Raw genomic sequence first — 24,413 nt, 5'->3', positions numbered from 1 at the left:
TCCCGATTTCAGCGGATCAAGATGCGCCTGCAATTTAGCTGCGCTGTCACGCCGGTTTCACCCCGAGCCGCGCAGCCTCCTGCAACGCTAGTTGCAGCGCGCCATGCGCGGAATCGGCCAGCGGTGCACGCAGCCGCGCCTGGAAGCGTTGCGGCACATAGTTGCGCAACGGTCCGCCGAGACCGCCGCACAGGGCGACCGGCAACTGTGCCGATGGATCGAGGGCCTCGATGATCTTGCCGATTTCCACACCCGCTTTGGCGAGCAGGTGTGCGGCGAACGGATGGCTGGCGTGTGCAAGCACGACCGGCGCGAGGCTCGCGTAAGCCGTCTGATTGGCCGAGCACAACCACACGACCAGGCTATCGCGGTCCGACGCGCCCACCCGCTCGAGCAACGCCGTGGCGAACTCGTCGAGAGAAGCGCGGCCGTCGAGCGCCTGCTGCGCGTGCACGACCGCACGCAAGCCGAGCCACGCGCCGCTGGCCTCGTCGCCCGAGGGGAAGCCGAAACCGCCGGCGATCCGGCACTCCCCCGCGCCGTCTGCAGCCGCCGCGATGCTGCCAGTGCCGAGCGCCACGATCACCCCATGGGCGCCGCCGTGCGCGCCGAGCAGCGTCGTGTAGGCGTCGCTCTCCACCGCGAGTCCCGTCAGCCGGGGCGCCTGAGCCCGAAACGCGGCGAGCCAGTCGCGGTTGTTGACCCCGGCGAGGCCGCAACCGAGCACGCAACGCTCCCATTGCGGTTCGATGCCGGCCAGCTTGAACGCTTCGCCGCAGCCCGTTTGAATGGCCTGCCACGCCCGCTCCACGCCAAGGCCAAGCCCTGACGGACCGCTCGCCGCCTGCGCCAGTTCGCGGCCGTGCGCGTCGCCGAGCACGACCCGGGTGCCGGTGCCGCCGCCGTCGATGCCGATCAGAAAGAGGTCTGTGTTCATCGGAGAAGAGTAAGTAGAGAGGAGTTGCCGTACAGGGATTGCCGCATAGCGTGGCAGGTCCGTTTCGATCCGGCAACTGGCCGAACGGCCTAGTTGCGGCTTACGAGCATTCCGATATGCTGGCAAAGCCCGGACGGACCGGGCCTTCGACACATGACCACGCAGGAGCCGCAACGTGACACAGAGATGCAGCTGGGTATCGAGCGAAGCGCTCGCACACTATCACGACACCGAGTGGGGCGTGCCCTCGCGCGACGACCAGCACCTCTTCGAAATGCTCATACTGGAGGGCGCGCAGGCGGGGTTGTCCTGGTCGACCATCCTGAACAAGCGCGCCGGCTATCGCCGGGCGTTCGCCGGCTTCGAGATCGACAAGGTCGCCCGCTTCACGCCGAAGCACGTGGATGCCCTCGTGCTCGACGAGTCCATCGTGCGCCACCGCGGCAAGATTGAAGCGGCCATCACCAACGCGCGCGCCGTGCAACAGATTCAGGCGGAGCACGGATCGCTCGCCAATTTCGTCTGGTCATTCGTGGACCAGACGCCGCTCCAGAACGACTGGAGCTCTTACCAGCACGCGCCGGCCTCGACCGAAATCTCGGACGCGCTCAGTAAAGGGCTCAAGCGTTATGGCTGCAAGTTCGTCGGTACCACCATCTGCTACGCGTTCATGCAGGCGGTGGGCATGGTCAACGACCATCAGGCCGATTGCGACTGTCGCGCACGCTGCGCCGCGCTCGGCAAAAAGGGCCGCAGCCGGAAGGCGGGCTGAAGAAGTACCGCGAAACGCCGGCCAGCCAGTGTGGTTTTCACCACACTTCGGAAGCGAAATTCGGTGTCTGCGGGAAAGTCCCGAGCGGGCCCGTGGCGGCAGGCGGAAGCCTTATCCCACGTGGCTTTGCCGGAGGCCAGCAAGCTGCATGCACCGCTTCGCCGTGTCAAAATTGCGCGCTACGGAAAAGCACTGCTGCGTTTTTACCGATTTCAGTCGTTATAACGATTGAAGGGACAGCCGATGCACTCGAATAACCCATGAAAGAACCGCTGCACGCACGGCGCAGGGGAGAAGCACCATGAAAAGTCAAAACTTCCTGACGCATCAGGAGATATTCAACCGGGCCGTCAGCCACCTCGACAGCCAGGGACGGACCGCCCTGCTGCCACGCGGCGGCGGCGCCTACCGGGGTTACTGCGGCGGCTGCCCGGTCGGCAGCTTCATCAAGCCGCGCGACTATATGACGGCGATGGAAGGTGTTCCGGTGCGCTACGTAGGTAAGGCGCCGGCCGAAGTGCCCGCCTATATGGATGTCGGCATTGCCGCGCTGAAGAAAGCCCTGCTGCGCGCCCGCATCAATATCTACGATCCGGCCACGGTCGATCTGCTTAGCTGCCTGCAAAACGTGCACGACGTGTTCGGCACGTGGGAATGGCAGGAGCGGCTGGTGTCGATCGCCCGCCAGTTCGGACTGTCCACGGCGCAGATCAAGGACGCAGCCTGATCGCTGCCCCTTTACCACCACCGTTACCGCGCTGCCTGACATCGCACCAATTTTCCCCGCAGAATGCAAAACGGCGGTGTGGCTTCTTACGAAGCTCACACCGCCGTTCGGCTGTGCTTGAAAAGCGTGCTTAGTGCAGCTTTTTCGGCAGTTGCTGGCTGCGCAGGCGCTTGTGCAGGCGCTTCACAGCAGCAGCTTTCTTACGCTTGCGAGCCGTCGTCGGCTTTTCGTACGATTGGCGTTCACGCAGTTCTGCGATCAGGCCGTTCTTTTCGATTGCGCGACGAAAGCGGCGGATCGCCACTTCGAACGGCTCGTTTTCCTTCAGAAGAATCGTCGTCATGTAATTCCTAACTAAATCGCTGGATACGGGTAATTGCGTGGCGACACAAGAAAATGCGCCGCTCACGCGCCGGCCCTCCGGTCGCTTCGATTTCATGGCCAATAACAGGAAAACGAAACCATGCACGAAGCGTGAGGCAAGCGGCCACGGAGGCCGGAAAAGAGAGGTGGGGAGTTCACCGCTTAACGCGGCCAGACGCACATCACAAGCGCCGCGTCTGTTACCGTTTCATCCGCCCGAAAGCGGACGAAACAGGCAAAGATCTCAATTCACTCCCGATAATATCAGGAAAATACCGTGCCTACCACCATTTTAGCCATTCCGCCAGGCACTTGCGTCACCCAGCAGACGCATGTCGGCGCCGGTCAGCATCAGGTGTACGGACGCAGCGAGGCTCTCGAGTTGCGCGACCGAGGTCGCGCTGGCGATCGGCGCCGTGACGCTCGGCCGTGCGATCAGCCACGCCAGCGCCACGGTGGCGGGCGTGCTGCCGTGCTGGTCGGCGACCGTGTCGAGTGCCTTGAGAATCCGCGTACCGCGCTCGTTCAGGTATTTTTCGACGCGGCTGCCGCGCGCGCTCTTCGCCAGATCCGCCGGCGAACGGTACTTACCTGACAGAAAGCCACTTGCAAGGCTGTAATACACCACCGCGCTCAGATGCTCGGCCTGCAACACCGGCTCGAGATCGGTTTCATAGGCTTCGCGGTCGTAAAGATTGTATTCGGGCTGAATGATCTGGTACTCGGGCAGGCCGTGCTGCCGCGATACCGCCAGCGCCTCGCGGATGCGCGCGCCGCTATAGTTCGACGCTCCGATCACCCGCACCTTGCCCGCCTCGATCAGGCGCTGATAGGCGCCGAGCGTTTCGGCGAGCGGCGTGTCGAGCGCGTCTTCGTGCGAGAAATACACGTCGATGTAGTCGGTTTGCAAACGGCGCAGCGAATCTTCCACCGCCGCCTGGATATTGCCGGCGGACAGCCCCTTGCGCTGCGGGTGCTTGGCCACCTTGGTCGCCAGCACGATCTGTCCGCGCTTGCCGCTCGCCCGAAACCACTTGCCGAGAATGGTTTCCGACTCGCCGCCCTGGTTGCCCGGCGCCCAGGCGGAGTAAACGTCCGCGGTGTCGATGAAGTTGAGACCGACGTCGACGAACGCATCGAGGATCGCAAACGACGTCGCCTCGTCGGCGGTCCAGCCGAACACATTGCCGCCGAACATGAGCGGTGCAACCTGCAATTCAGAATTGCCAATCCTGCGTCTTTGCATGATTTCTCCGAGAAATGCGACTCTGGAGACAAAAAGAATACGCCGACTTTTCAAGCTCTGCGCTCGACCCGGACACCCGGCCAACAGGCGGCTCAAGCGGCCTTTCGGGCAACCATCCCGGTAATTTGCAGTAAAGCAATTGGGTCCGAATTGAACAAAGTCCCTCAAGTTTTTTTTTCCCGCGCCGAAATCCTGCTCAGAGGCGGCCAGCAAAGAACGAGTGCACCGCCCATGTCAACGTGGCAGTAACTTTAGGGCAACAGCCTCTTGGGAGATTTTCATGCTCAGCATCAACAGTAATATCTCGTCGCTGACCGCTCAGGAAAACCTGAACAGTTCCGGCAACGCACTCTCGCAAGCTATTACCCGCCTGTCCTCGGGCAAGCGCATCAACAGCGCAGCGGACGATGCAGCAGGCCTGGCAATTTCGACCACGCTGCAAACGGCCATCAACGGCCTGAACCAAGGCGTGTCGAACGCAAACGACGGTGTGTCGATGGTGCAGACGGCCAGCACGGGCCTGTCGCAAATCACGCAATCGCTGCAAACCATCCGTTCGCTGGCGAACGAAGCCGCGGGCGGTTCGCTGTCCGCAAGCAACCAGGCAGCGCTGCAACAGGAAGTTGCCCAGCAAGTCGCTGAAGTGAACCGTCTTGCTTCGCAAACCACGTACAACGGTATCAACCTGCTGAACGGTACGGCAGGTCAAGTTTCGGTTCAAGTTGGCGCAAGCGTTGGCCAAACGATCAGCCTCAACCTGAGCCAAGGCGTGTCGGCAGCATCGCTCGGCAGCGGCCCGGTGCAGGCTGGCAACACGGTCGGCACGATCACCGGCCTCGACCTGACGTCGACCGGCGCGGCAAACTCGTCGGGCGGCACGGGCGCGATCACCTCGATCAACGTGCTGGCTAACGGTACGGGCGGCTACACGTTCACGGACCAGAACAACCAGGCGATTTCGAGCACGGCAGCGGCTGCCCTGTTCACGATCACGGCTACGAGCAGCGGTATCGACGGCATCGCAGTCAATTCCGGCGGCGGTCTCACCATCGCCAACGAACTGAGCTCGATCAACAGCGCTGAAACGGGCTTTGGCTCGACCGCCACGTCGGGCACGGTGCTGGGCACGCTGTCGGGTCTGAACCTCAACCCGACGACCGGCCTCGCCGCAAGTGCGGGCACGGCCAACGCCATCACGTCGATCACGGTCGAATCGAACGGCAGCGGCGGCTTCCAGTACCTCGACCAGAACGGCAACCAGTTGTCCAGCTCCGCAGCAAGCGGCCTGTTTGCAGCATCGTCGAGCTCCGGCACACTCGCTTTCGCGACCACGCCGACCAGCACGATCGGTGCATCGGGCGTCAGCACGGCTAGCGCCGCCACGGGTGCCACGTCGCTGAACCTGATCAACTACAACAACACGCCGTCGTCGGTTGCGAACATCGACGTCAGCACCACCGCTGGTGCTAACCTGGCGATGGAGTCGATCGACAACGCACTGACGACGATCAACAACATCCAGGCAACGCTCGGTGCGGCTCAAAACCGTATGACCGGTATCGCAACGTCGCAGCAAGCCGAGTCGACCGACCTGTCGAGCGCACAATCGCAGATCACCGACGCGAACTTCGCACAGGAAACCGCGAACCTGAGCAAGGCGCAAGTTCTGCAACAAGCTGGTATCTCGGTGCTGGCTCAAGCGAACTCGAACCCGCAGCAAGTTCTGAAGCTGCTGCAATAAGGTAGTCTCCAGCAGTCACGCGGATGAACCGTAGCGTAGTATCACGGTTCATCCGCGCAGTTATTTCACCGGGAGGCTCGTCCTCCCGTCACCACGTCCGGACCTGGCACATCAGTCACGACACTTCAGTCGCGCGGTCCAGCAAGCAGGGAGCCTTACATGTCGACGATTACCGGAACGAGTTCAAGCGCATCGGTCGCCTCAGTCCAGGCCGCAGCCCAGTCGGCGCTTCAGCAAGCAGCCCAGTCCATCATCAGCGGCTCGACGGGTAACAGTTCACTGGACGTTTCGTCGCTTGTCTCGGCTCTCGTCAGCGCAAAAACGGCAGGCCAGACCGCCGCATTGACCGCTGAAGCAACCAACGACAACACCCAGATTTCCGCAATCGGCAAGCTTTCCGCAGCCTTGTCCGAATTGCAGGTCGGTCTCTCCCCGCTCACCAACGGTTCCTTGCTGACGTCGTTTACCGCGACCGCCAGCGGCACCGGACTGACCGCAACAGCAGGCTCGGGAGCGGTGGCCGGCACCTATTCGGTCGACGTGTCGCAAATTGCGTCGGCGCAAAGCATCACCTCAAAAGCATTCAATTCGACGGACGCCGCAGCGCTGGGCACCGGTACGCTGACCGTCGCGGTCGGCAGCAAGTCGATGAGTCTCGACATTACGTCGTCGAACGACACCCTCGCCGATGTCGCCTCCGCGATCAACTCGTCGAATAGCAACCCCGGCATCTCGGCCTCGGTCGTCACCGGCAGCGACGGCGCCCACCTGGTGCTCAGCTCGACCGCGACAGGCGCGTCAAACACGATCAACGTCAGCGTTAGCAATGCGTCCTCGACCACGTCGCCGCTGAACAGTCTCGCCGTGACGACCACGGCGGCGACGGACACCACCTCCGGCAGCACGTCGACCATCAGCACGGCAACCGGCTGGACACAAAGTTCAGCCGCGCTCGACGCCTTATTCACGGTCAACGGCACGTCCGCGACAAGCTCCACCAACACCGTGACCAGCGTGCTGAAAGGCGTGACGCTCAACCTCACCTCGGCCGCGGTGGATTCCACCGGGAAGTCGCCGCAGACGCTTACGGTTGCATCCGATACGTCGACTCAGGCGACCGACATCGAGAACTTCGTTAGCGACTACAACACGGTCGTGAGCACCATCAGTTCGTTGACCTCGTTCAACTCGGCCGCCACTGCGGGTTCGCAAGGCGGTCCGTTGCTCGGCGACTCGACGGTCAATATCATCCAGTCCGCGCTCGGGGGCATCGTCAGCGGCAGCGTCAAGGCCTCCGGCGTCACGGCGACGCTGTCGTCGATCGGCGTGACGCTGAATTCGGACGGTACGCTGTCGGTCGATACGAACACGCTTAACACCGCGCTGCAAAACAATCCAACGCAGGTATCGGCACTCTTTAACCTGACCAACGGCATTGGTCAGCAGTTGAACAGCAGTATCAGCGTGTTCACGCAGACTGGCGGCATCATCGACCAGCGCACCACGGCGCTGAGCGACGACCTGAAGAACGTGACGACCCAGACGACCGCGCTGACGGCCTACACACAGCAACTGACGTCGCAATACAACAACCAGTTCACCGCACTGAACTCGTTGATGGCAACCACCAACAACGATACGCAGTACCTGACCCAGTTGTTCGGCGGTACCTATAGCGCCGGTGCGTTGGCCAAGAACTCGTCATAACGGGAGACCTGGCATATGACCGCAGAACGCAACGAAACGGGTCAGACGCAACTGATCCAGCGCGTGCTGGAACTGACCGAGGCGATCAGCCAGGCCGGGCAGCTCTCCGACTGGCAACTGGCGGCGCGTCTGGCCGAAGAGCGCTCGCCGCTGGTACATGCGATCGAAGCGCAACAGGATCCGGCCGCACTCGCGTTGATCCGCCGTATTCAGGCTATCGACAGCGCCCTCATGGACAACGCCCGCGTCACCGAAGCGGAGCTGACCAAGGAGTTCCAGGCCGCGATGGAAAGCACACGCGCGGCGCAGCAGTACAACCGCGTCGCCATGTTCTGATAACCGCACCCCTCTGGCGGAGACCGAACGGTCCGAACCCAATAGCCTGAACCAGAGCACAGGCTGTCGCCAGCTTTCCAGAATAACTAAAACGCGCCGGAGCAAAGGCGCGCTCGTTCGACTCGAGCCCGCGTCATGCGGGCTTTTTTTCGTCTGCGCCCGGGCGCCGGTGCACTTGCGCGAGCACCGAAATGGGGGGAAATCAGGCCTTTACTCGCTCGATGGGCTGCGGCGCGCGTCGCTAGACTACCTGAAGGATATTGCGTCCGCCGCCAGCCCGCCCGGATCGGGGCGAGGCTCGCCGACGCGCTTCGTCCGGGTACTCAAGGACACACATGACCACCGATGTCGAACTGCAGCAGGCCGTACACCACCACCTGGCTCAGCGCCTCCCCGAGGCAGAGCAGGCTTATCGCGCCGTACTGCTGCTGGAGCCGGATCACCCGGAGGCCAACCACAATTTCGGCTTGCTGACGCTCCAGAAAGGACAGCCGGCCGAGGGCCTGCCGTTTCTGAAGGCGGCCGTTGAGTCATCGCCCGAGCGGCGCGAGTTCTGGTCAAGCTACATCGACGCCCTGGTTCTGCTCGGAGAGACTGAGGAAGTGAGCCGCGCCTGCGAGTTGGGGCTGCAACACGGTCATGTGCTGATCCCGGCAGCGGCGCCGCTGGCCGCAGACCCTGCGCCTGGCGAGCTTGACGCGCTGGCGAGCGAATTTATCGAAACCATAGCGACCTTGTCGGCGCGCAATCTGCACGACAATGCCGAAGCGCTGGCGCAACAGATGGTGCAGGTGCTGCCGAACCAGGGCTTCGGCTGGAAAACGCTGGCCTACGCGCATCTGCGGCGCGGCGATCTTGCGAACGCTATCGCCCCCCTCGAAAACGCGTCCGCCCTGCTGCATGACGACACCGAGGTGCAGCGCCACCTGAAGGCTGCGTACGCGATGCGAGACGGGCTCGCCGCGGACAGCCGCGGCGAATACCAATTGGCCGGGTCGCTTTATCAGGTCGTACTCGAGGCCTACCCCGAGCATCCCGACGCGAACCACAAGCTCGGCGTGATCGCCATCAGGCTGTGCCAGCCCGAGGCCTCGCTGCCCTACCTGGAAAAAGCGCTGGGCGCCAATCCGAATCAGTTGCAGTACTGGGCCAACTACATCGACGGCCTGCTCCAGGCCGACCGCCTGAAGGCAGCCTGGGTTGCGCTCGAAATGGCGCAGCAACGCGGCCTTGCCGGTCCCTCGATCGACAAGCTGATCGGCATCATGACCAAGGTGTCGACGGAGCCCACTTTCAAGATGACCCAGCCGGCGCAGCCGGACGACGCCGCAACACCGCAGATCGCGCTATCGGACGAGCCGGCCGGCAACGGCGACAAGACGCCGGCGGTCAAGAAAAAGGTTCCGCGGGCGGTGCCGACCGAGCAGCAGATGCGTGAACTGGCCGAGCTGTACAACTCGCAGCGGGTCGAAAAAGCCCTCGCGGCCGCGCGCGCATTCACGCAACGCTTTCCTGAGCATGGATTCGGCTGGAAGGTACTCTCGGTCGCCCTGCACAAAGCGGGGCAGTACGACGAAGCGCTCCAGCACGCGCGGACCTCGCTCGAGCTGAATCCCGACGATACCGACGTGCTGCAGGTGGCAACCGGCATACTGACATCGAAAGGCCGCTACGAGCCGGCCGAAGCGCTCTGCCGCCGCTGGATGGAACTGCGGCCGACGTACGCGGAAGCCCACCGCGTGATGGGCGTCATCATGTCGTCGACGGGGCGCTTCGACGAAGCGGAACGGCTCTGCCGGACGGCGCTGGAGCTGGCCGGCGCGTCCGGCATCACCTGCAACCCGCTCGGGGTGGTCCTGATGAAGCAGGGGCGGCTCAGCGAAGCCGCCGAGGTATTCCGCTACGCGATCGAAGTCGATCCTGACAGCGACCTCGCCTACAGCAACCTGGCCTTCTGTCTCACGCACAGCGAGAACGTCACACCGGCCGAACTGTTCACCGAGCATCGCCGTTTTGCCGAACGTTTCGAAACACCGTTGAAGCCCAACTGGCCGGCGCATGCCAATGCGCGCGACCCGGGCCGGACCCTGCGCGTCGGCTTCATCTCGGGGGATTTCTGCCGCCACGCGGTGGCGAACTTCTTCGAGCCGGTTCTCATGCACCTGTCGCGCGACAGCAGCCTGTCGCTGCACGCCTACTCCAATACGCAGATCGACGACGAAACGACGACGCGGCTACGCGGTCTGTTTGGCCGCTGGCACCACATCGTCGGCATGCAGGACGAAGCGGTCGCCAAGCTGATTCGCGCGGACGGCATCGACATTCTGATCGACCTGGCCGGTCACACCGCGGAGAACCGCCTGCGCTGCATGGCCGGCAAACCAGCGCCGCTGCAGGCCAGCTGGATCGGCTATCCTGGGACGACGGGTCTCGACGCGGTGGACTATTTCTTCGCCGACCGTTTCTGGGTGCCCGAACAGTTCAGCAGCCAGTTCTCCGAGCAGATCGCCTACCTGCCTGCCGTGGCGCCGTTCGAAGCCGACAAGATGTGCCCGCCGGTCAACCTGTTGCCCGCGCTGCATCACGGCTACGTCACATTCGGCAGTTTCAACCGCCTCGACAAGCTGCAGCGCGACGTCATCGCGCTGTGGGCGCGGGTGCTGCGCGAGGTACCGAACTCGCGCCTGCTGATCGGCGCGATGCCACGCGACGGGGGGCTGGGCGAGCTGGTCGAATGGTTCGCTGAAGAAGGCATCGTCCGCGAGCGACTCGATTTCCGCGCTCGCTCGAGCGTGGCGGTGTACCTGCAACAGCATCACCATGTCGACATCTGTCTCGACAGTTTCCCGTTCTCGGGCCTCACCACCGTGCTTCACTCGCTGTGGATGGGCGTGCCGACCCTGACGCTGCCCGCTCACACCGTACCGGGCCGCAGCGGCTTCACCGCGATGTCGCACGTCGGCCTCACGCAATTCATCGCCGAGGACAAGGACGACTATGTACGCAAGGCGGCCGCTCTGGCCGCCGATTTGCCGGCGCTCGCCCAGTTGCGTTCCACCATGCGCGAACGCTGCGAGCAATCGCCGATGTTCCGCCCGGAAAAGATCGCGGACGGCATGAGCCGCGCGCTGCGCACGATGTGGCATCGCTGGTGCGAAGGACTGCCCGCGCAGTCGTTCGACGTAGCCGGCTAACTCCCATCAATGCGGACCATCCGTGAACAACGACATTTACCAGATCTTCTATTCGGACGACACGCGCAAGCTGATCGCTCCGGATTTCATCCCGCTCGACAACACGGGACAGCGCCCCGACTGGCGTGAATACTGGCCGATGCGCCAGTTCTTCCTCAACAACACGCTGAACCCGGAAGCGCGCTATGGCTTCTTTTCGCCGAAGTTCACGCAAAAGACAGGACTGACGTCGGCGCAGGTGAGAGAGTTTGTGAATGCCACGCCCGACGACGTGGATGTGATCACCTTCTCGCTGTACTTCGATCAGGCCGCGTTCTTCACCAACGTCTTTGAGCACGCCACCGCCTGCCATCCGGGCATCGAACACGCGATTGGCGGCGCGCTGCGCCTGATCGCACCGGAGCTGAACGTCGGCGCCACCTTCATGAGTTCCATGCAGACCGTCTTTTGCAATTATCTGATTGCGAAGCCTGCGTTCTGGCAACAGTGGCTGCAAAAATGCGAGATCATCTTCAGGGCCGCCGAAGCACGCGACACCGAACTCGCCCTGCGGCTCAACGCAGAAGTGAAGTATGAACAGGAGCGCGCACCGGCCAAGGTGTTCATCATCGAGCGCATCGCGTCGTTGATACTCGGTACGCAGCCCAAGTGGAAAATCCGCAACTTCAATCCGATGACGCTGCCGACCGCAAGCGCACCGCTGAGTCGTTTCGGTGCGGATCTTGTCGCGCTCGACGCGCTGAAGTACGCCGCCAATGCGACGGGCTTTCCCGAGTACGTGTCCGCGTATCTGCAGTTGCGCAATAGCGTGAACGAACGGTTGAAGGCGTCTGTGGCGGCGGGCGGCAAGACGTAGCTCGGCGCCGGACGATGCGCCTGCGGGCGTGCCCCACTAAAACCGCTCCGAAGCAGCGCCCATTTTGACGAATTGGCGCGCTTCCACCCGCTTATTTGACCAATCATCCAGACGGTCCCGGGGACACACTATAGAAAGCCCTCCTTCGCCTGCCGGCGAAGGCGATATTCCCAGCTCTCCGGCGCGCGCGCCCGAAGGGCAACTCCAATGGCGGTGCCCTTCATGGCCATGAATCTCTTGCTCGACAACAGCGAGCCGTGCGAAGCAGCGACAACTCCCGACATCCCCGCACGTCCTGTGTCGGCCGCGCCTTCGAAGATATCCAAAGCGCCCCCGCAACGCGGCTTCATTCCTGTTACCCAGCCGTTTCTGCCGCCCCTGGAAGAGTTCCAGCCGTATTTGCAGGAAATCTGGGACAACAAATGGGTGACCAACAACGGGCCCTTCCACCGGCTGCTTGAACAACAACTGTGCGATTACCTGGGCGTCGAGCATCTGTCCTTGTTCTCGAACGGCACGCTCGCTTTGATCACCGCGCTGCAGGCATTGAAGATCACCGGTGAAGTGATTACCACGCCGTTCAGTTTCGTAGCCACGACGCATGCTCTGCACTGGAACGGCATCAAACCCGTATTCGCGGACATCGATCCGAAAAGCATGAATCTCGATCCGGAAAAGATCGAGGCGGCCATCACGCCGCAAACCACCGCGCTGCTGCCGGTGCACGTCTACGCCAATCCTTGCGATGTCGAACGGATCGAGACCATCGCCGATACCTACGGCCTGCGCGTCATTTACGACGCCGCACACGCGTTCGGCGTACGGATTCGCGACCGCTCGATCCTCGAATACGGCGATATGTCGGTGCTCAGCTTTCACGGCACCAAGGTCTTCAATACCTTCGAGGGTGGCGCGATCATCTCGCGCGACGAAAAGACCAAGCGGCGCATCGACAATCTGAAGAATTTCGGCTTTGTTGATGAGACGACGGTAGTCGCCCCGGGCATCAACGGCAAGATGAACGAAGTGCAGGCGGCGTTCGGGGTCTTGCAACTGAAGTATATGGATCATGTGCTTGCGCAGCGGGCGGAAATCGACGCGCGCTACCGCGAGGCGTTCCGTCACGTACGCGGGCTCGAGATGCACGAGGTGCCAGAGGAATGTACGAAGAACTACGCGTATTTTCCGCTCCTCGTCACGCCCGAGTTCGGTTTGAGCCGCGATGCGTTGTACGAGAAATTGCGCGCCAATCAGATCGCTGCACGCCGCTATTTCTATCCGCTCATCAGCGAATTCCCGACTTATCGCGGCCTGCCCTCGTCCAATGCACTCAACCTGCCGGTTGCCAGCGCCATCTCTCGGCAAGTACTCTGTCTGCCAATCTTCCCGACCATGGGAGAAAGCGTACAGAACCGCATCATCGAAATCGTTCTGGAATGCGCCTGACCCAACCCGAACATGCCTTAGGCCGGAATCGACATGAGGAAGCGCGACGCCATTGGCGGATACTTCGAACTGGAATTGCCGCCCGGTCACGGTGAACTCTATCCCAACGCACTACGCTTCCAGTCCGCTCGCGCCGCGTTCTTAGCGTTGCTCCAGGCGGGGCGGCCACAGCGCATATGGATGCCCTGGTACAACTGCAAAACGATGCTTGAACCGCCGGCCATGGCGGGCATTCCCGTGCATCGGTATCGGATAGACGAGCAGTTGGGCATTGCCGACGACATTGAACTCGGTGAGAACGACTGGCTCCTCTACGTCAACTACCATGGGCTGTGCGATAGCCGCATAGAACGGGTGCTCGCCCGGTTTCCCCGCGAGCGGGTTGTGGTCGACAACTCACAAGCCCTGTTTGCGTCACCGCGCGAGTGCCTCGCGACCCTGTATTCGCCGCGCAAGTTCTTTGGCATCCCAGACGGTGGGTATCTTGTCACCCAGCTTCCGGTTGCGTTGCCCGAGGAACAGGATACCGGCTCGATCGACCGCTTTGCACCGTTGCTCATCCGGATCGATCAAGGGGCGGAAGCGGGATATGAAGGGATTCGCGCCGCACGGGCCACTCTGCGAAGCCAGACCCCGAAGCGCATGTCGACACTGACCCAGCGCCTGCTTGAACACATCGACTATCCCGCAGCGATCGCGCGTCGCAACCACAACTTCAGCAGGTACCATCAACTGCTCGGCGGCGAAAATCAGTTCCCGCTTGGTAACGACGCCATCCACGCGCCGCTTAGCTATCCATTCTGGAATGGCTGCAATGACCTGCATGCGGCGCTCGCGGCCAAGCGGATATTTGTCGCCCGGTATTGGCCCAACATGCGGGGTGCGAGCGGCACACCAGAGGACCTCGAGTTCCGTCTGGCGAACGAGTGTCTGGCGCTACCGTGCGACCAGCGCTACGGCGACGAGGAGATCGACTTAGTGGTGGCCGAATTGCGCGCGGCTATCGAAGGCCGGCGGTGAATAGACTTAGGCCGGCAGCAGGGTCGTGCCGGTTCGTATCGCGTCCACTACCACCTCGGGTGAATTCCACATCAGCACGTCGAGAATCGAAAGACCGGCTTCAAACTGATAAGGGTTCGTTTCATAGACGAATCCTTTGAACGACAGAAATTCCAGCGAGATCTCGCGCGCGGCAAAATCCTCCAGCGCAAACAGTTCGCGACCGCCCTCCGGGTTCATGTAGCCGCTCGCCCCGAGCATCGAACAAATCGCGGGGGCCCATTCGCCGGGTGCCATCTTTTCAGGCAGGGGCAAATCGAGGTCCGAGCAGATCCGGTAATCGAACGGCAATCCGAGGTACTCGCACACGGCACGCAAGCCACGCACATTCAGGTGTACGAGCGATGGATCGTCGGAGTTCGCCATGGTCGACTCGACAAGCGCCTCTACGGCCCGATAGTAGGGCGCCTTACGTTTGTAGTGAGTGAGCTTGCCGAGTACATTGCTGCGCGTTTCGGCGAGATCGAGCACGCGTGCCTCGTTCGTACGGATCGAGATCGACGAATTGGTCAGCGGTACGTTGACGTAATTCCAGCCCTCTTTCGGATGCAGAACCCGGTTACGGTTCATCCACGTCTTGGGGGTGTACTGCGTGACGTCGAATACCACCCACGCGTCTACGTGGGCGATCAGGGCAAAGTGGCCCAGATACGGAAAAAAATACGGCTGCATGATGCCCAGCTTCACATCAGGCTCCGAATCCGAGCTTCCCGGCAACGTGCGCCGCATGGCGTTGAGCGAGGCGAATCACTTCCGCGATGCGCTCGATGCTCGCCGCGTCCGCCTGTGCTCCGATCGGCAACTGCAGGATCGATTCGCAAAGCTGCGCTGTGTTCGGCAGTGCGTGATCAGCACGTGCGTCATCGTGGCGCCGTGCGCCGAGTCCGCGGTCGCCCGCGGCCTCGATATTGTCTGCGCGGAGCACGGCAACCAAGGCGTCGCGTGACAGACCGAACAGGTTCGAGTCCACCTCGCAGACGACGTTCTGGTAATTGCTCTTGCTGACCTGCTGGGGTTTGCGCAGGCGCAGCCCCGGCACATCCGCGAGCAGCGCGGCGTACATGTCGAAGGCCTGCCGGTTGCGCTCGATAAGCACCGGCAGGTCATCCAGATTCATCAGGGCGATGGCGGCCTGTGCTTCCGACAATCGACCATTGCCGGTCTTGCCGACTGGTACTGGGTGGCCCATTCCGTAGTTGCTGCGTATGTTGCGAATGTGTGCGGCAAGATCGTCGTCATTGGTGCAGATAACCGCGCCTTCTGTTGCGCTCAGAATCTGGCTCGAGTGGAACGAGATCACCTCCAAGCGGCCGAAGCCACCGACCGGCTTGCCCTCGATCTCGCAACCGAAAGCCTGTGCCGAGTCGAAATACAGCGGCACACCGTAGCTGTCCGCAAGCTGCTGGAGGCCCCTGACATCGGCTGCGTCGCCCCACAGGTTGACCGCGAGAATACCGCCGATGTCATCGCTTTGCAGCAGCGGTTCGACGGTTTCCGGGGCGAGATGCCCAGTCTCGCGCGACACGTCACAGAACGCCACCTCGACGTCAGCCCACGCGAGCGACTGTGCGGTGCCGACGAAGCTGAAGGCAGGCACAATCACCTTACCCTTGAAGCCCAGCGCCTGCGCCGCGAGCGCGAGGGCAATCGTCGCATTGGTCACGCAGATCGCGTGTCCGACATTCAGCATCTGCGCAAGGCGTGCTTCGAGTGCCTGGGCAAGCGGGCCGTGGTTGGTGTAGTACTGGCGCGCGAAGATGTCGCGAAACGCGGCTTCGTAGCGCTCCCAGCTCGGGAAATTGTGCTGGCCGAGCGACAACGGGCGGGACAGCGCCGGCGCCGCGCCGAAGATCGCCAGGTCGCCGTGGGTGTGGGCGCGTGTGTTCATGTCGGGAAACGTTCGTTGATTTCAGCCGCGTGCTGGTGAACGAAACCGAGCAGCGACACGATTGCCTCGATGTCGGACTCGTCGACGAAATGACCGCATGGCAACATCAGGAATCGCTCGGCCAGGCGTTCGGTCGCGCTCAGGTCGCCCGCCACCGTCGGATATTCAGTGCGCTTCTGATGCAGCGCCGGAAAGTAGTAGGGGCGCGTCAGCATGTGTTCGGCATGCAGGATCGCCAGCAGACGGTCACGCCTCACAGGCCAGTGGTCCAGCAGTTCGACGACGATGTTCTTGTAGCCGCAACGCTCGCTTTCATCGAACTCAAGGAGCCGCAGATCGGGCACTGAAGGCATGAGGCGCCGATAGGCGTGGTAACGATCCCGGTTGCGCAGCACCTGCGCGTCTACGTCGTCGATCGCGGCCAGCGCCATCGCGGCGTGAATTTCGTTTTGCTTCGCGTCGATACCGACGTCGTCAAGCGCGCCATCAGCCTTGAGGCCGAAGTGGCGCATGTCACGCAAGCGTGCCGCTAGCGCGGCGTCGTTGGTGGTGACGTAACCGCCTTCGAAAGCGTTGAACAGCTTGCTCGACTGCATCGAAAAGCATTCGGCACTGCCGCACGAGCCGATTTTGCGTCCTCGATACGATTCGTACACCGACTCCACTGCGTCGAACAGCAGCGGAATGCCCGTGCGCGCCGACAATTGTTCAAGCCCATCGACGTCGCAACAGTTGACGATCGGGTGCACGCCGAGAATCAGTGCGGTGTTCTCGTTGATGCACGGCGCAGCCGTTTCCGCCGTAATCGAAAGTTTGACCGGATCGACCTCGCAATAATGCGGAACAAGTCCCGCCCACGCCACGATGTCCGCAAGCCGCCGATAGGTGAGCGACGGCATCACCACTTCAGTCTTTCCAGGCAACGCCAGGCATTTCATCGCGAGCACCAGGCCCCAGAAGCCACCGGCGAACGACACGCAATGCTCAACCTGGTGAAACTCGGCGAGGCGCCGCTCGAGCATCTGCTCGACCCGCCCGTGGTCGGTGTACTGACGCGCCTCATAAAACACCTTGGAATACGCCAGGAATTGCTCGATGTCAGGCTGAACCAGGTTGGAGATCGACCGGATCGTCTCGAACACAGGTGGCCCGCCGAAGACTGCGAGATCCGCAGGCTGGGTCTTGCTGAACATGGAACCGTTACTCCCCGATCCGATTAGCGTGCACGTTCGAGCACGGCGTTATAGCGGTAGTGCGACTGATAAAAAGCATCGGGCATCCGTTCGATACGTGTGGTCCACCCCACTCGGGCTGCGAGCGCTTCGAGCTGCGCCGGCGAGCGCCATTGGCCGATCTGCGAGGCCGGGTCGTCGAGTTCAGCGCTGAAGTCCTTGCCTTCGGGGAAGAACCGATACGCGAGCTCACGGTCCGGCAGGTTGCCAATGAACAGGGTGGTGATGCCGGTAAAGCGGATGGCAAGTTCGGTCAGCAGGACTTGCGCCTGCTCATCCGAGAAATACGACAACATTGCGTAGCACAGCACCTTATTGAAGCGGGCAGGCTCGGTTTCGGCCCGCAAATAGGCGATCGCATCATTCGCGGCAAATGCAAAACCCGGCCGTTGGAATTTGCGCTGTGCTACCGAAATCAGATAGTCCGAGAAATCGACGCCGAGATATTCGACGCAGCCATCGAACAGGAAATGTGAAAGTGCACCGTTGCCGCAGCCCAGTTCGAGCAGCCGGTCATCGCCAGTCAATGCGAGGCCGGCCCGGATCGAATCGACGATCATCTGGATCTGCTCGTCAGATACCGGCTTGCCATAGACCGTGCGGCGCACCTGCCCCCACAGGTCGTCCGGCGGGAGGAGCTTCGGGTACTCCTTGTAATCGGATTTTGGATATTCCATGCGAGGCAGGCCACTTTCAAAGGGAAAACTGAGCGCCGATATGAGCTTAACGACGGATGCCCTGTATCAATCAGCGAAACAGAATCGGTTTTTGGCGCTATTTCGCGCCGCGTTTCATCAGCAAGGGAACGTCGGCGCCGCACCGTTGGCGAACAGGAAGAACGGCTCGCGTGCGTTGCAACCCCAGCTATCCGCATCGATGTCACCAAGCACGGTCGTATGCGGATACAGATCGCCGTTCAGGCCTGCCGCGCGGAAACGCTCGACGATATCCATGCCGAACAGCCGGATGTGATCGTTCTGGCCGAAGTATCGGGTGGCAAAGTCCTCGTCGGGCCGGGTCGTCAGCTCGAACGTGTACTTAAGCATCGGCGAATAAGGTGTTTGCGCGATCAGATGTCCGCCGGGCACAAGGCAACGCTTGAATTCGGCCAGCGCCGCATCCGGCCTGTCGACATGCTCGAGCACGTGATTGCAGATCACAAGATCGAAATAGCCGTCGGGAAAGTCGAGCTTCTCGACGTTGATCTTCCGCTGGTCCGGGCGTTGCGGCGACAGATCGCCCGTGACGTACTCGAGCGGCTGCAGCGCGCGAATCTTATGCTCGAGCCCGCGCTCAGGCGCAACGTGCAGAATGCGCTTTTGCGAAGCGTCCGCGAGCAGCTTCGTGCGGCCAAGGTAGAGCCAGAGATGCCGTTCGCGGTCGTTACAGCCGCAATTCGGACAGAAGTGGCGCTCAAGCGTCGAGCCAACCGAACCAACCTGTTTCATAAAAGCACGGTCGCTATTCAGCGCGGGATGGGGTAGCCACCCTCCCACAGGGCTCTCGCACACGGCGCACGTGCTCTGCTGCGGACTCTTGCTCTTTCTGCTGTTGGCGATACGCGCCGCGAGCGCGGTACGCGCATGTGCCAGATCGCGCTGGAACCGCTCAGACTCGAGCAGTTTGGAAGGTTCAAGTTCAAGCAATTCGTCAAGATTGGCGGCAAAGCGAGCGATCTCAGGAAACGGACCGCCCCAGAGCTTGTAGAGCAGCGCGAGGCGCCGACGGGCGCCGTCGAGGGCAGCGGGGCTCAAACGCCCTGCCGCCGCTTCGCTGCGGATTATGAGCTCCCATTCGTACATGCCGGCGCTGACATGCGGGCTCAGCCTGTCGGAAGCCTGGTTCGCATGCTGTCGGAACGCACTCATATAGCCGCCCACCGCGATAACCGGGCCGTATTCTGCCGCATTCAGGTAGGTCGCTACATCACCGAGAAAGCCGAGTTGCGAGGAACCGTAGAAAAACAGGCGCGTCCCGTCGAAGCGCTCGCGATCGAGCATGACGTTGCTCGGCTCGCCGATGAAGTTGCTCGCCTCGCCGACCATACGGTGGACGAGAAACGCCCGATCGAGCCGAACCGTCTGCCCGATTTTGAGCATCTGCGGCGGAGCCGACGTCATGTTGTCGTCGCCATCGATAAAGACGCGCTCATGGAAAGCCATCGCAGCATCGGGATTCGCCTGCAACGCCATAACCAGCGCTTCAGCCGAACCCGGCATCAGCAAGTCGTCGTCAAACAGCCACTTGACATACTTGCCGCGCGCACGCTCCCACAGCGCCTGGCAATTCCGGGAGCCCTTTCCAAAGCCATGATGAAAGTACTGGATGCGCGGATCCCCGATTCCGTTAACGAGGTCCGCCAGCGCTGCGTCGGCTGTGTCATCCCCGACCAGAATCTCGATGTCCTGGAGAGTCTGGGCTCGTGCACTGGTGATGGCACGCTCGAGGTATTGACGCTTGTAAGCGGGGATCAGAATACTGACGACTGGCATTAACCGAAATCTCCTGTAGTCGGCCGAGATTTGTCCGCCAGGCGGGCAACGGCCGATTGTCTGCTCGAGGGCGGCAAGGCCGCTCACGGGCATCGCTCCTCTTTTGACTGATGGAGATTACGCCCGGTGGGCGCACTTCAATTCGGAAAACAGGCGCTAGTTTGGGGTGCATTTCGGGTGCAAGGCGGCCAGACGAGCCTCCCGCGCTTGGCACGGACCCGCTTACGGTCGACGAAATGCGAGACAGACCATTAAACAAACTCCCGGAATGTGATATCTAGTAGGCGCGAAATAAAAATGGCGAAGCATGACGCGCCGCATGAATCACATACCAACGAGGCTCTCATGACTGGCTTGATGCGCAGACGCTGGATCGGCTTGACCGTCGCCGCTCTCTGCGCCTGCACCACCACACCGCATTCCAGCAACACCCAGGCCGCCCGGCCGGCCCGTGCAGCGTCCGGGAATGCCACGCTCACCGCATGGAACGACACGCCGGCGGAACGCTCGATTGTCGACTTTGTGACGCGCGTGACGACGCCGGAGTCGAAGGACTTCGTGCCGCGTGCGGAGCGGATCGCGGTCTTCGATCTGGACGGAACGCTGTGGCCCGAACAGCCGGCTCCGGTGCAGCTCGTGTTTACGCTGCAACGGGTGAAGACGCTCGCGGTGCGCCATCCGGAATGGAAGCGCCAAGAGCCGTACCGCTCGATCCTGCGGGGCAATCTGAAGAGCGTGGCCAACAGCGGCGACGCAGGTTCGATGAAACTGCTGGCGGCCACTCACGCAGGGATGACGACGGACAGTTTTGCGTCGATCGTGCATGACTGGTTCGACAGCGCCAGCGATCCGCGCTTCAACCGTCCTTATAGCGGTCTGGCTTATCAGCCGATGGTCGAATTGCTGGCCTACCTGCACGCCAACGGCTTCAAGACTTATATCGTGTCGGCAGACAGCGTCGAGTTCATTCGCGCGATCTCGCAGAGCATGTACGGCGTGCCGCCCGATGAGGTAATCGGCAGCACCGTCCGCTATCAGTACGGGACGGCGAACGGCGCGGCAACGCTGACGCGGCTCGCACAGGTCGAGACCCTCAACGACGGCACGACGAAGCCGCAGACGATTCAGGCCGTAGCCGGACGGCGGCCGTTGATGGCGTTTGGAAACTCGGACGCCGATCTGCCGATGCTCGAATGGACCACCTCAGGCGACGGGCCGCGGTTTGCGGCGCTCGTGCATCACACGGATGCGCAGCGCGAGTATGCGTATGACCGCACGGCGCACACCGGCAAGCTGGATAAGGGGCTGGAAGAGGCAAACGTGAAGGGGTGGCTGATCGTCGATATGAAGGACGATTGGCGCTCGGTGTTCAAGGGCGAGGACGCGGCGGCGGCGTCTGGTAAATGAAGCGGGGCGGTCGCGCGCTGTGCGGGTGCGTTGCTGCATCGCTACATGGACGGTCGGGGCAAGGCACCGGGATGAAGCCGGCACCTTGCTGCTTAGGACTCGATCGCCGGTCAGCTTAAATGTGCAGCGCGTGCCCCAGCGCACGCAACGCCGCTTCCTGGACCGCTTCGCCTAGCGTCGGATGCGCGTGGATGGTCCCGCCGATGTCCTCCAGACGCGCCCCCATCTCCATGGACTGCGAGAACGCCGCAGCCAGTTCCGACACACCCCGTCCCACTGCCTGCCAACCGACGACCAAATGGTTGTCGCGACGGGCCACGACGCGCACGAAACCGTCAGTGGCTTCGAGCGTCATCGCGCGGCCGTTCGCCGCGAACGGGAACGACGCACTCACGCAGTCGAGACCGGCCGCTTGCGCGTCGGCCGGCGACATCCCCGCGGTCACGATTTCCGGATCGGTGAAGCACACCGCAGGAATCGCCGCCGGTACGAAGCGGCGTGCTTTGCCGGCAATCAGCTCCGCCACCATCTCGCCTTGCGCCATCGCACGATGCGCGAGCATCGGCTCGCCGGCCAGATCGCCGATCGCCCACACGTCACGCATCGAGGTGCGGCACTGATCGTCGATGCGTAGCGCGGCACCGTTGCGATCGAGTTGCAGGCTCTCCAGCCCCCAGCCCTGCGTGCGCGGACGACGGCCTACCGCCACCAGCACCTGATCGGCCGGCAACGCCTTTTCGCCGCCTTCGCGGTCTTGGACACGCACCGCATGGCCGTCGGCGGTGAGGCCCAGCACCTTATGCCCGAGCAGCACCGCGACGCCTTTGCGCGTGAGGGCATCGGCCACCGGCTTGACCAGTTCGGCGTCGTAGGCGGGCAGAACGCGGTCCAGCGCCTCGACCACGCTCACCTCGACGCCGAGCTTGTGGTGCACCGTGCCCAATTCGAGGCCGATGTAGCCCGCGCCGACCACCACGAGACGCTTCGGCAGCGTCTTAGGTGACAACGCTTCCGTCGACGACACCACCTTGCCGCCGAACGGCATCGACGGCAGCGCGGTAGGCTCAGAGCCGGCCGCCAGCAGCAGGTGCTCGCAGTGAATACGGACGCGCTCATCTTGCGCTTGACCGCTCGTGGTGACATCCACCGTCTTGCCGTCGATCACGCGCGCCTCGCCTTGCACGACCTTGACGCCATGCTTCTTGAGCAGCGCGCCGACACCGCGCGTCAGTTTCTGCACTATGCCGTCTTTCCAAGCCACCGTGCGTTCGATATCGATCTCCGGCGCGCGGACACGAATGCCGAGCGGCGAAGTTTCCGCGTACTGCAAGGTCTTGTCGAATTCCTCGGCCACATGAATCAGGGCTTTGGACGGAATGCAGCCGATGTTCAGACAGGTGCCGCCCAGGTACTCGCGCTCGACCAGCACGGTCGGAATGCCGAGCTGTCCGGCGCGGATTGCGGCAACGTAGCCACCCGGCCCGCCGCCGATGACCAGCAAGGTTGTGTTCTCAATCTGACTCATGCTCACTCCACGAACAGCAGCGCGGGTTGCTCCAGCAGCGCTCGAACCGACTGGATAAACTCGGCGGCATCCATACCGTCGACGACCCGGTGATCGAACGACGACGACAGATTCATCATCTTGCGTGCCACCACGGCGCCATCGCGGATCATCGGGCGCTCCACCATGCGATTGACGCCGACGATGCCGACTTCGGGATGATTGATGACCGGTGTCGAGACGATCCCGCCGAGCGCGCCGAGGCTGGAAATCGTGATGGTCGAACCCGCCAGTTCATCGCGGCTGGCCTTGCCGCTGCGCACCGCTTCGGCGAGCCGCACGATCTCGGCCGCCATCGACCAGACGTCGCGCGTCTCGGCGTGACGCAGCACCGGCACGGTCAGGCCCGCGTCGGTCTGCGTGGCGACGCCGACGTGCACCGCGCCATAACGCGTGACCACGCCGGCCTCGTCGTCGAAGCGCGCGTTGATCTGCGGGAAGTCGCGCAGCGCGATCACCATCGCGCGAATCAGCAGCGGCAGCATGGTGAGACGGCCGCGTGCCTCGCCCCAGCGCTTGTTCAGTTGCGCGCGCAGGTCTTCGAGTTCGGTGACGTCGATCTCTTCGACATAGCTGAAATGCGGAATGCGTCGCTTGGCCTCCTGCATCTTGCGGGCGATGGCGCGCCGCATGCCGATCACGGGCACCTCGGTTTCGTCGAGGCGCTCCGCATAACCCGAGCGTGCCTGCAACGGCGAGGACGTCGCGCCGCGATTCTGTGCGTAGGCGTCGAGGTCCGCATGCAGGATGCGCCCTGCTTCGCCGGTGCCGTGCACGAAGCGCAGTTCGATGCCCATGTCCCATGCACGCTGACGGACCGCCGGTGATGCGAGCGGACGTTCGTCGGGCTGGCGGACAAGCGCGGGCTGATTTGTGGCTAACGCGCGGGATGTGGAGGACGTGGCTGGCGTCGCTGAAGTAGACGCGGTGTATTCGTCACGCGGGCGTGGCGCCGAGGTTGCCACGGGTGTAGCCGGAGCGACGGCACCACCCGCGGCTGCAGATGCGGATGCCACGTTCGCTTCGTTCCCGTGCTGCTGGGCAGCCGCGCTGCTCGCCGCCGCAGCGTTTTGCGCGTCGTGCGTACCATTGGCGCTGTGTGTTCCGTTAGAGTCAGTGGCCCCATGCGCTCCATTCGTTCCGTTCGCGCCTTTCGTTCCACTCGCTCCTTGCGCTGCCGCATCCGGCTTCAGATTGCCCTCGCCTTCCACCTCCAGACGGATCAACTCGCTGCCGACCGCCAGCACATCCCCAACCTTGCCGCCAAGCGCAATCACCTTGCCCGCGACCGGCGACGGAATCTCGACCGCGGCCTTGTCCGTCATCACGTCGGCGAGCGGTCCGTCTTCCTTGACCATCTGGCCCACTTCGACGTGCCAGGCGCCGAGTTCCACTTCTGCAATGCCTTCACCGATATCCGGCATCTTGATTATGTGCACACCCATC

At 62.5% G+C, this 24,413-nt stretch carries 20 protein-coding genes; 10 read left to right on the top strand and 10 right to left on the bottom strand.

Translation table 11 applies throughout. The features are described 5' to 3' along the window. Positions 1-46: 46 nt before the first annotated feature. The gene (locus AC1ECK_RS04295) at positions 47-937 is read right to left on the bottom strand and encodes a glucosamine kinase nucleotide-binding domain-containing protein (RefSeq protein WP_480316201.1); all 891 of its coding nucleotides are present in this window, start codon (positions 935-937) and stop codon (positions 47-49) included. Positions 938-1,112: 175 nt separating this feature from the next. On the opposite strand from AC1ECK_RS04295, the gene AC1ECK_RS04290 reads away from it, so the two are divergent. After that, positions 1,113-1,709 carry a DNA-3-methyladenine glycosylase I gene (locus AC1ECK_RS04290; RefSeq protein ID WP_480316200.1) on the top strand — a complete coding sequence of 199 codons (597 nt, stop codon included), beginning with the start codon at positions 1,113-1,115 and terminating at the stop codon, positions 1,707-1,709. Between the two features lie 301 nt (positions 1,710-2,010). Next, positions 2,011-2,436: a hypothetical protein gene (locus AC1ECK_RS04285; RefSeq protein ID WP_480316198.1), complete on the top strand. Its 426-nt coding sequence runs from the start codon at positions 2,011-2,013 to the stop codon at positions 2,434-2,436. Between the two features lie 130 nt (positions 2,437-2,566). Here AC1ECK_RS04285 and rpsU read toward each other — a convergent pair whose 3' ends face one another. After that, positions 2,567-2,779, bottom strand: coding sequence for a 30S ribosomal protein S21 (gene rpsU / locus AC1ECK_RS04280; RefSeq protein WP_074262890.1), 213 nt, complete (start codon positions 2,777-2,779; stop codon positions 2,567-2,569). A 312-nt stretch (positions 2,780-3,091) separates the two neighbouring features. Next, a complete protein-coding gene (locus tag AC1ECK_RS04275; protein ID WP_480316196.1) occupies positions 3,092-4,045 on the bottom strand; it encodes an aldo/keto reductase in 954 nt (317 codons plus the stop codon). A 280-nt stretch (positions 4,046-4,325) separates the two neighbouring features. On the opposite strand from AC1ECK_RS04275, the gene AC1ECK_RS04270 reads away from it, so the two are divergent. From AC1ECK_RS04270 to AC1ECK_RS04240, 7 genes are all read left to right on the top strand, one after another. Beyond that, positions 4,326-5,786: a flagellin N-terminal helical domain-containing protein gene (locus AC1ECK_RS04270; RefSeq protein ID WP_480316194.1), complete on the top strand. Its 1,461-nt coding sequence runs from the start codon at positions 4,326-4,328 to the stop codon at positions 5,784-5,786. Positions 5,787-5,945: 159 nt separating this feature from the next. Next, on the top strand, positions 5,946-7,493 hold the full coding sequence (gene fliD, locus AC1ECK_RS04265; protein ID WP_480316192.1) for a flagellar filament capping protein FliD: 1,548 nt from the start codon (positions 5,946-5,948) through the stop codon (positions 7,491-7,493). A gap of 15 nt (positions 7,494-7,508) precedes the next feature. Next, positions 7,509-7,829: a flagellar protein FliT gene (gene fliT / locus AC1ECK_RS04260; protein ID WP_480316190.1), complete on the top strand. Its 321-nt coding sequence runs from the start codon at positions 7,509-7,511 to the stop codon at positions 7,827-7,829. Between the two features lie 335 nt (positions 7,830-8,164). Beyond that, positions 8,165-11,023: an O-linked N-acetylglucosamine transferase family protein gene (locus AC1ECK_RS04255; RefSeq protein WP_480316188.1), complete on the top strand. Its 2,859-nt coding sequence runs from the start codon at positions 8,165-8,167 to the stop codon at positions 11,021-11,023. A 22-nt stretch (positions 11,024-11,045) separates the two neighbouring features. Then, the gene (locus AC1ECK_RS04250; protein WP_480316186.1) at positions 11,046-11,879 is read left to right on the top strand and encodes a hypothetical protein; all 834 of its coding nucleotides are present in this window, start codon (positions 11,046-11,048) and stop codon (positions 11,877-11,879) included. 228 nt (positions 11,880-12,107) lie between these two features. Beyond that, the gene (locus AC1ECK_RS04245; RefSeq protein ID WP_480316476.1) at positions 12,108-13,325 is read left to right on the top strand and encodes a DegT/DnrJ/EryC1/StrS family aminotransferase; all 1,218 of its coding nucleotides are present in this window, start codon (positions 12,108-12,110) and stop codon (positions 13,323-13,325) included. A 33-nt stretch (positions 13,326-13,358) separates the two neighbouring features. Beyond that, on the top strand, positions 13,359-14,345 hold the full coding sequence (locus AC1ECK_RS04240; RefSeq protein WP_480316184.1) for a hypothetical protein: 987 nt from the start codon (positions 13,359-13,361) through the stop codon (positions 14,343-14,345). Between the two features lie 6 nt (positions 14,346-14,351). On the opposite strand, the gene AC1ECK_RS04235 is transcribed toward AC1ECK_RS04240, so the two are convergent. The 5 genes from AC1ECK_RS04235 to AC1ECK_RS04215 form a co-directional block, all read right to left on the bottom strand. After that, positions 14,352-15,071: a WbqC family protein gene (locus AC1ECK_RS04235; protein WP_480316182.1), complete on the bottom strand. Its 720-nt coding sequence runs from the start codon at positions 15,069-15,071 to the stop codon at positions 14,352-14,354. A 1-nt stretch (position 15,072) separates the two neighbouring features. After that, positions 15,073-16,272, bottom strand: coding sequence for a DegT/DnrJ/EryC1/StrS family aminotransferase (locus tag AC1ECK_RS04230; RefSeq protein ID WP_480316180.1), 1,200 nt, complete (start codon positions 16,270-16,272; stop codon positions 15,073-15,075). After that, positions 16,269-17,465, bottom strand: coding sequence for an aminotransferase class I/II-fold pyridoxal phosphate-dependent enzyme (locus AC1ECK_RS04225; RefSeq protein WP_480316178.1), 1,197 nt, complete (start codon positions 17,463-17,465; stop codon positions 16,269-16,271). Before AC1ECK_RS04225 ends, AC1ECK_RS04230 begins: the two co-directional genes overlap by 4 nt. 23 nt (positions 17,466-17,488) lie before the next feature. Further along, a complete protein-coding gene (locus tag AC1ECK_RS04220) occupies positions 17,489-18,181 on the bottom strand; it encodes a class I SAM-dependent methyltransferase (RefSeq protein WP_480316176.1) in 693 nt (230 codons plus the stop codon). Positions 18,182-18,298: 117 nt separating this feature from the next. After that, entirely contained in the window at positions 18,299-19,996 is a 1,698-nt protein-coding gene (locus tag AC1ECK_RS04215; protein ID WP_480316173.1) for a glycosyltransferase, read from the bottom strand. A gap of 345 nt (positions 19,997-20,341) precedes the next feature. Here AC1ECK_RS04215 and AC1ECK_RS04210 point away from each other — a divergent pair, with 345 nt between their 5' ends. Then, positions 20,342-21,403 carry an HAD family hydrolase gene (locus AC1ECK_RS04210; RefSeq protein WP_480316171.1) on the top strand — a complete coding sequence of 354 codons (1,062 nt, stop codon included), beginning with the start codon at positions 20,342-20,344 and terminating at the stop codon, positions 21,401-21,403. A gap of 115 nt (positions 21,404-21,518) precedes the next feature. Here AC1ECK_RS04210 and lpdA read toward each other — a convergent pair whose 3' ends face one another. Then, positions 21,519-22,928, bottom strand: coding sequence for a dihydrolipoyl dehydrogenase (lpdA, locus tag AC1ECK_RS04205; RefSeq protein ID WP_480316169.1), 1,410 nt, complete (start codon positions 22,926-22,928; stop codon positions 21,519-21,521). Positions 22,929-22,930: 2 nt separating this feature from the next. Beyond that, positions 22,931-24,412 (bottom strand): dihydrolipoamide acetyltransferase family protein, encoded by a 1,482-nt coding sequence (locus AC1ECK_RS04200; RefSeq protein WP_480316167.1) that lies wholly within the window; start codon positions 24,410-24,412, stop codon positions 22,931-22,933. Position 24,413 lies beyond the last annotated feature (1 nt).

Source organism: Paraburkholderia sp. SSBN10T, assembly GCF_056619545.1.
The sequence above is the reverse complement of the archived record's forward strand: the minus strand, read 5'-3'. Positions and strand labels throughout refer to the sequence as shown.

Coding starts and splice junctions, on each gene's coding strand:
- AC1ECK_RS04295 (WP_480316201.1), bottom strand. CDS start 937: ATGAACACAGACCTCTTTCTGATCGGCATCGACGGCGGCGGCACCGGC.
- AC1ECK_RS04285 (WP_480316198.1), top strand. CDS start 2,011: ATGAAAAGTCAAAACTTCCTGACGCATCAGGAGATATTCAACCGGGCC.
- rpsU (WP_074262890.1), bottom strand. CDS start 2,779: ATGACGACGATTCTTCTGAAGGAAAACGAGCCGTTCGAAGTGGCGATC.
- AC1ECK_RS04275 (WP_480316196.1), bottom strand. CDS start 4,045: ATGCAAAGACGCAGGATTGGCAATTCTGAATTGCAGGTTGCACCGCTC.
- AC1ECK_RS04270 (WP_480316194.1), top strand. CDS start 4,326: ATGCTCAGCATCAACAGTAATATCTCGTCGCTGACCGCTCAGGAAAAC.
- fliD (WP_480316192.1), top strand. CDS start 5,946: ATGTCGACGATTACCGGAACGAGTTCAAGCGCATCGGTCGCCTCAGTC.
- fliT (WP_480316190.1), top strand. CDS start 7,509: ATGACCGCAGAACGCAACGAAACGGGTCAGACGCAACTGATCCAGCGC.
- AC1ECK_RS04255 (WP_480316188.1), top strand. CDS start 8,165: ATGACCACCGATGTCGAACTGCAGCAGGCCGTACACCACCACCTGGCT.
- AC1ECK_RS04245 (WP_480316476.1), top strand. CDS start 12,108: ATGAATCTCTTGCTCGACAACAGCGAGCCGTGCGAAGCAGCGACAACT.
- AC1ECK_RS04240 (WP_480316184.1), top strand. CDS start 13,359: ATGAGGAAGCGCGACGCCATTGGCGGATACTTCGAACTGGAATTGCCG.
- AC1ECK_RS04230 (WP_480316180.1), bottom strand. CDS start 16,272: ATGAACACACGCGCCCACACCCACGGCGACCTGGCGATCTTCGGCGCG.
- AC1ECK_RS04225 (WP_480316178.1), bottom strand. CDS start 17,465: ATGTTCAGCAAGACCCAGCCTGCGGATCTCGCAGTCTTCGGCGGGCCA.
- AC1ECK_RS04220 (WP_480316176.1), bottom strand. CDS start 18,181: ATGGAATATCCAAAATCCGATTACAAGGAGTACCCGAAGCTCCTCCCG.
- AC1ECK_RS04215 (WP_480316173.1), bottom strand. CDS start 19,996: ATGCCAGTCGTCAGTATTCTGATCCCCGCTTACAAGCGTCAATACCTC.
- AC1ECK_RS04210 (WP_480316171.1), top strand. CDS start 20,342: ATGACTGGCTTGATGCGCAGACGCTGGATCGGCTTGACCGTCGCCGCT.
- lpdA (WP_480316169.1), bottom strand. CDS start 22,928: ATGAGTCAGATTGAGAACACAACCTTGCTGGTCATCGGCGGCGGGCCG.
- AC1ECK_RS04200 (WP_480316167.1), bottom strand. CDS start 24,412: ATGGGTGTGCACATAATCAAGATGCCGGATATCGGTGAAGGCATTGCA.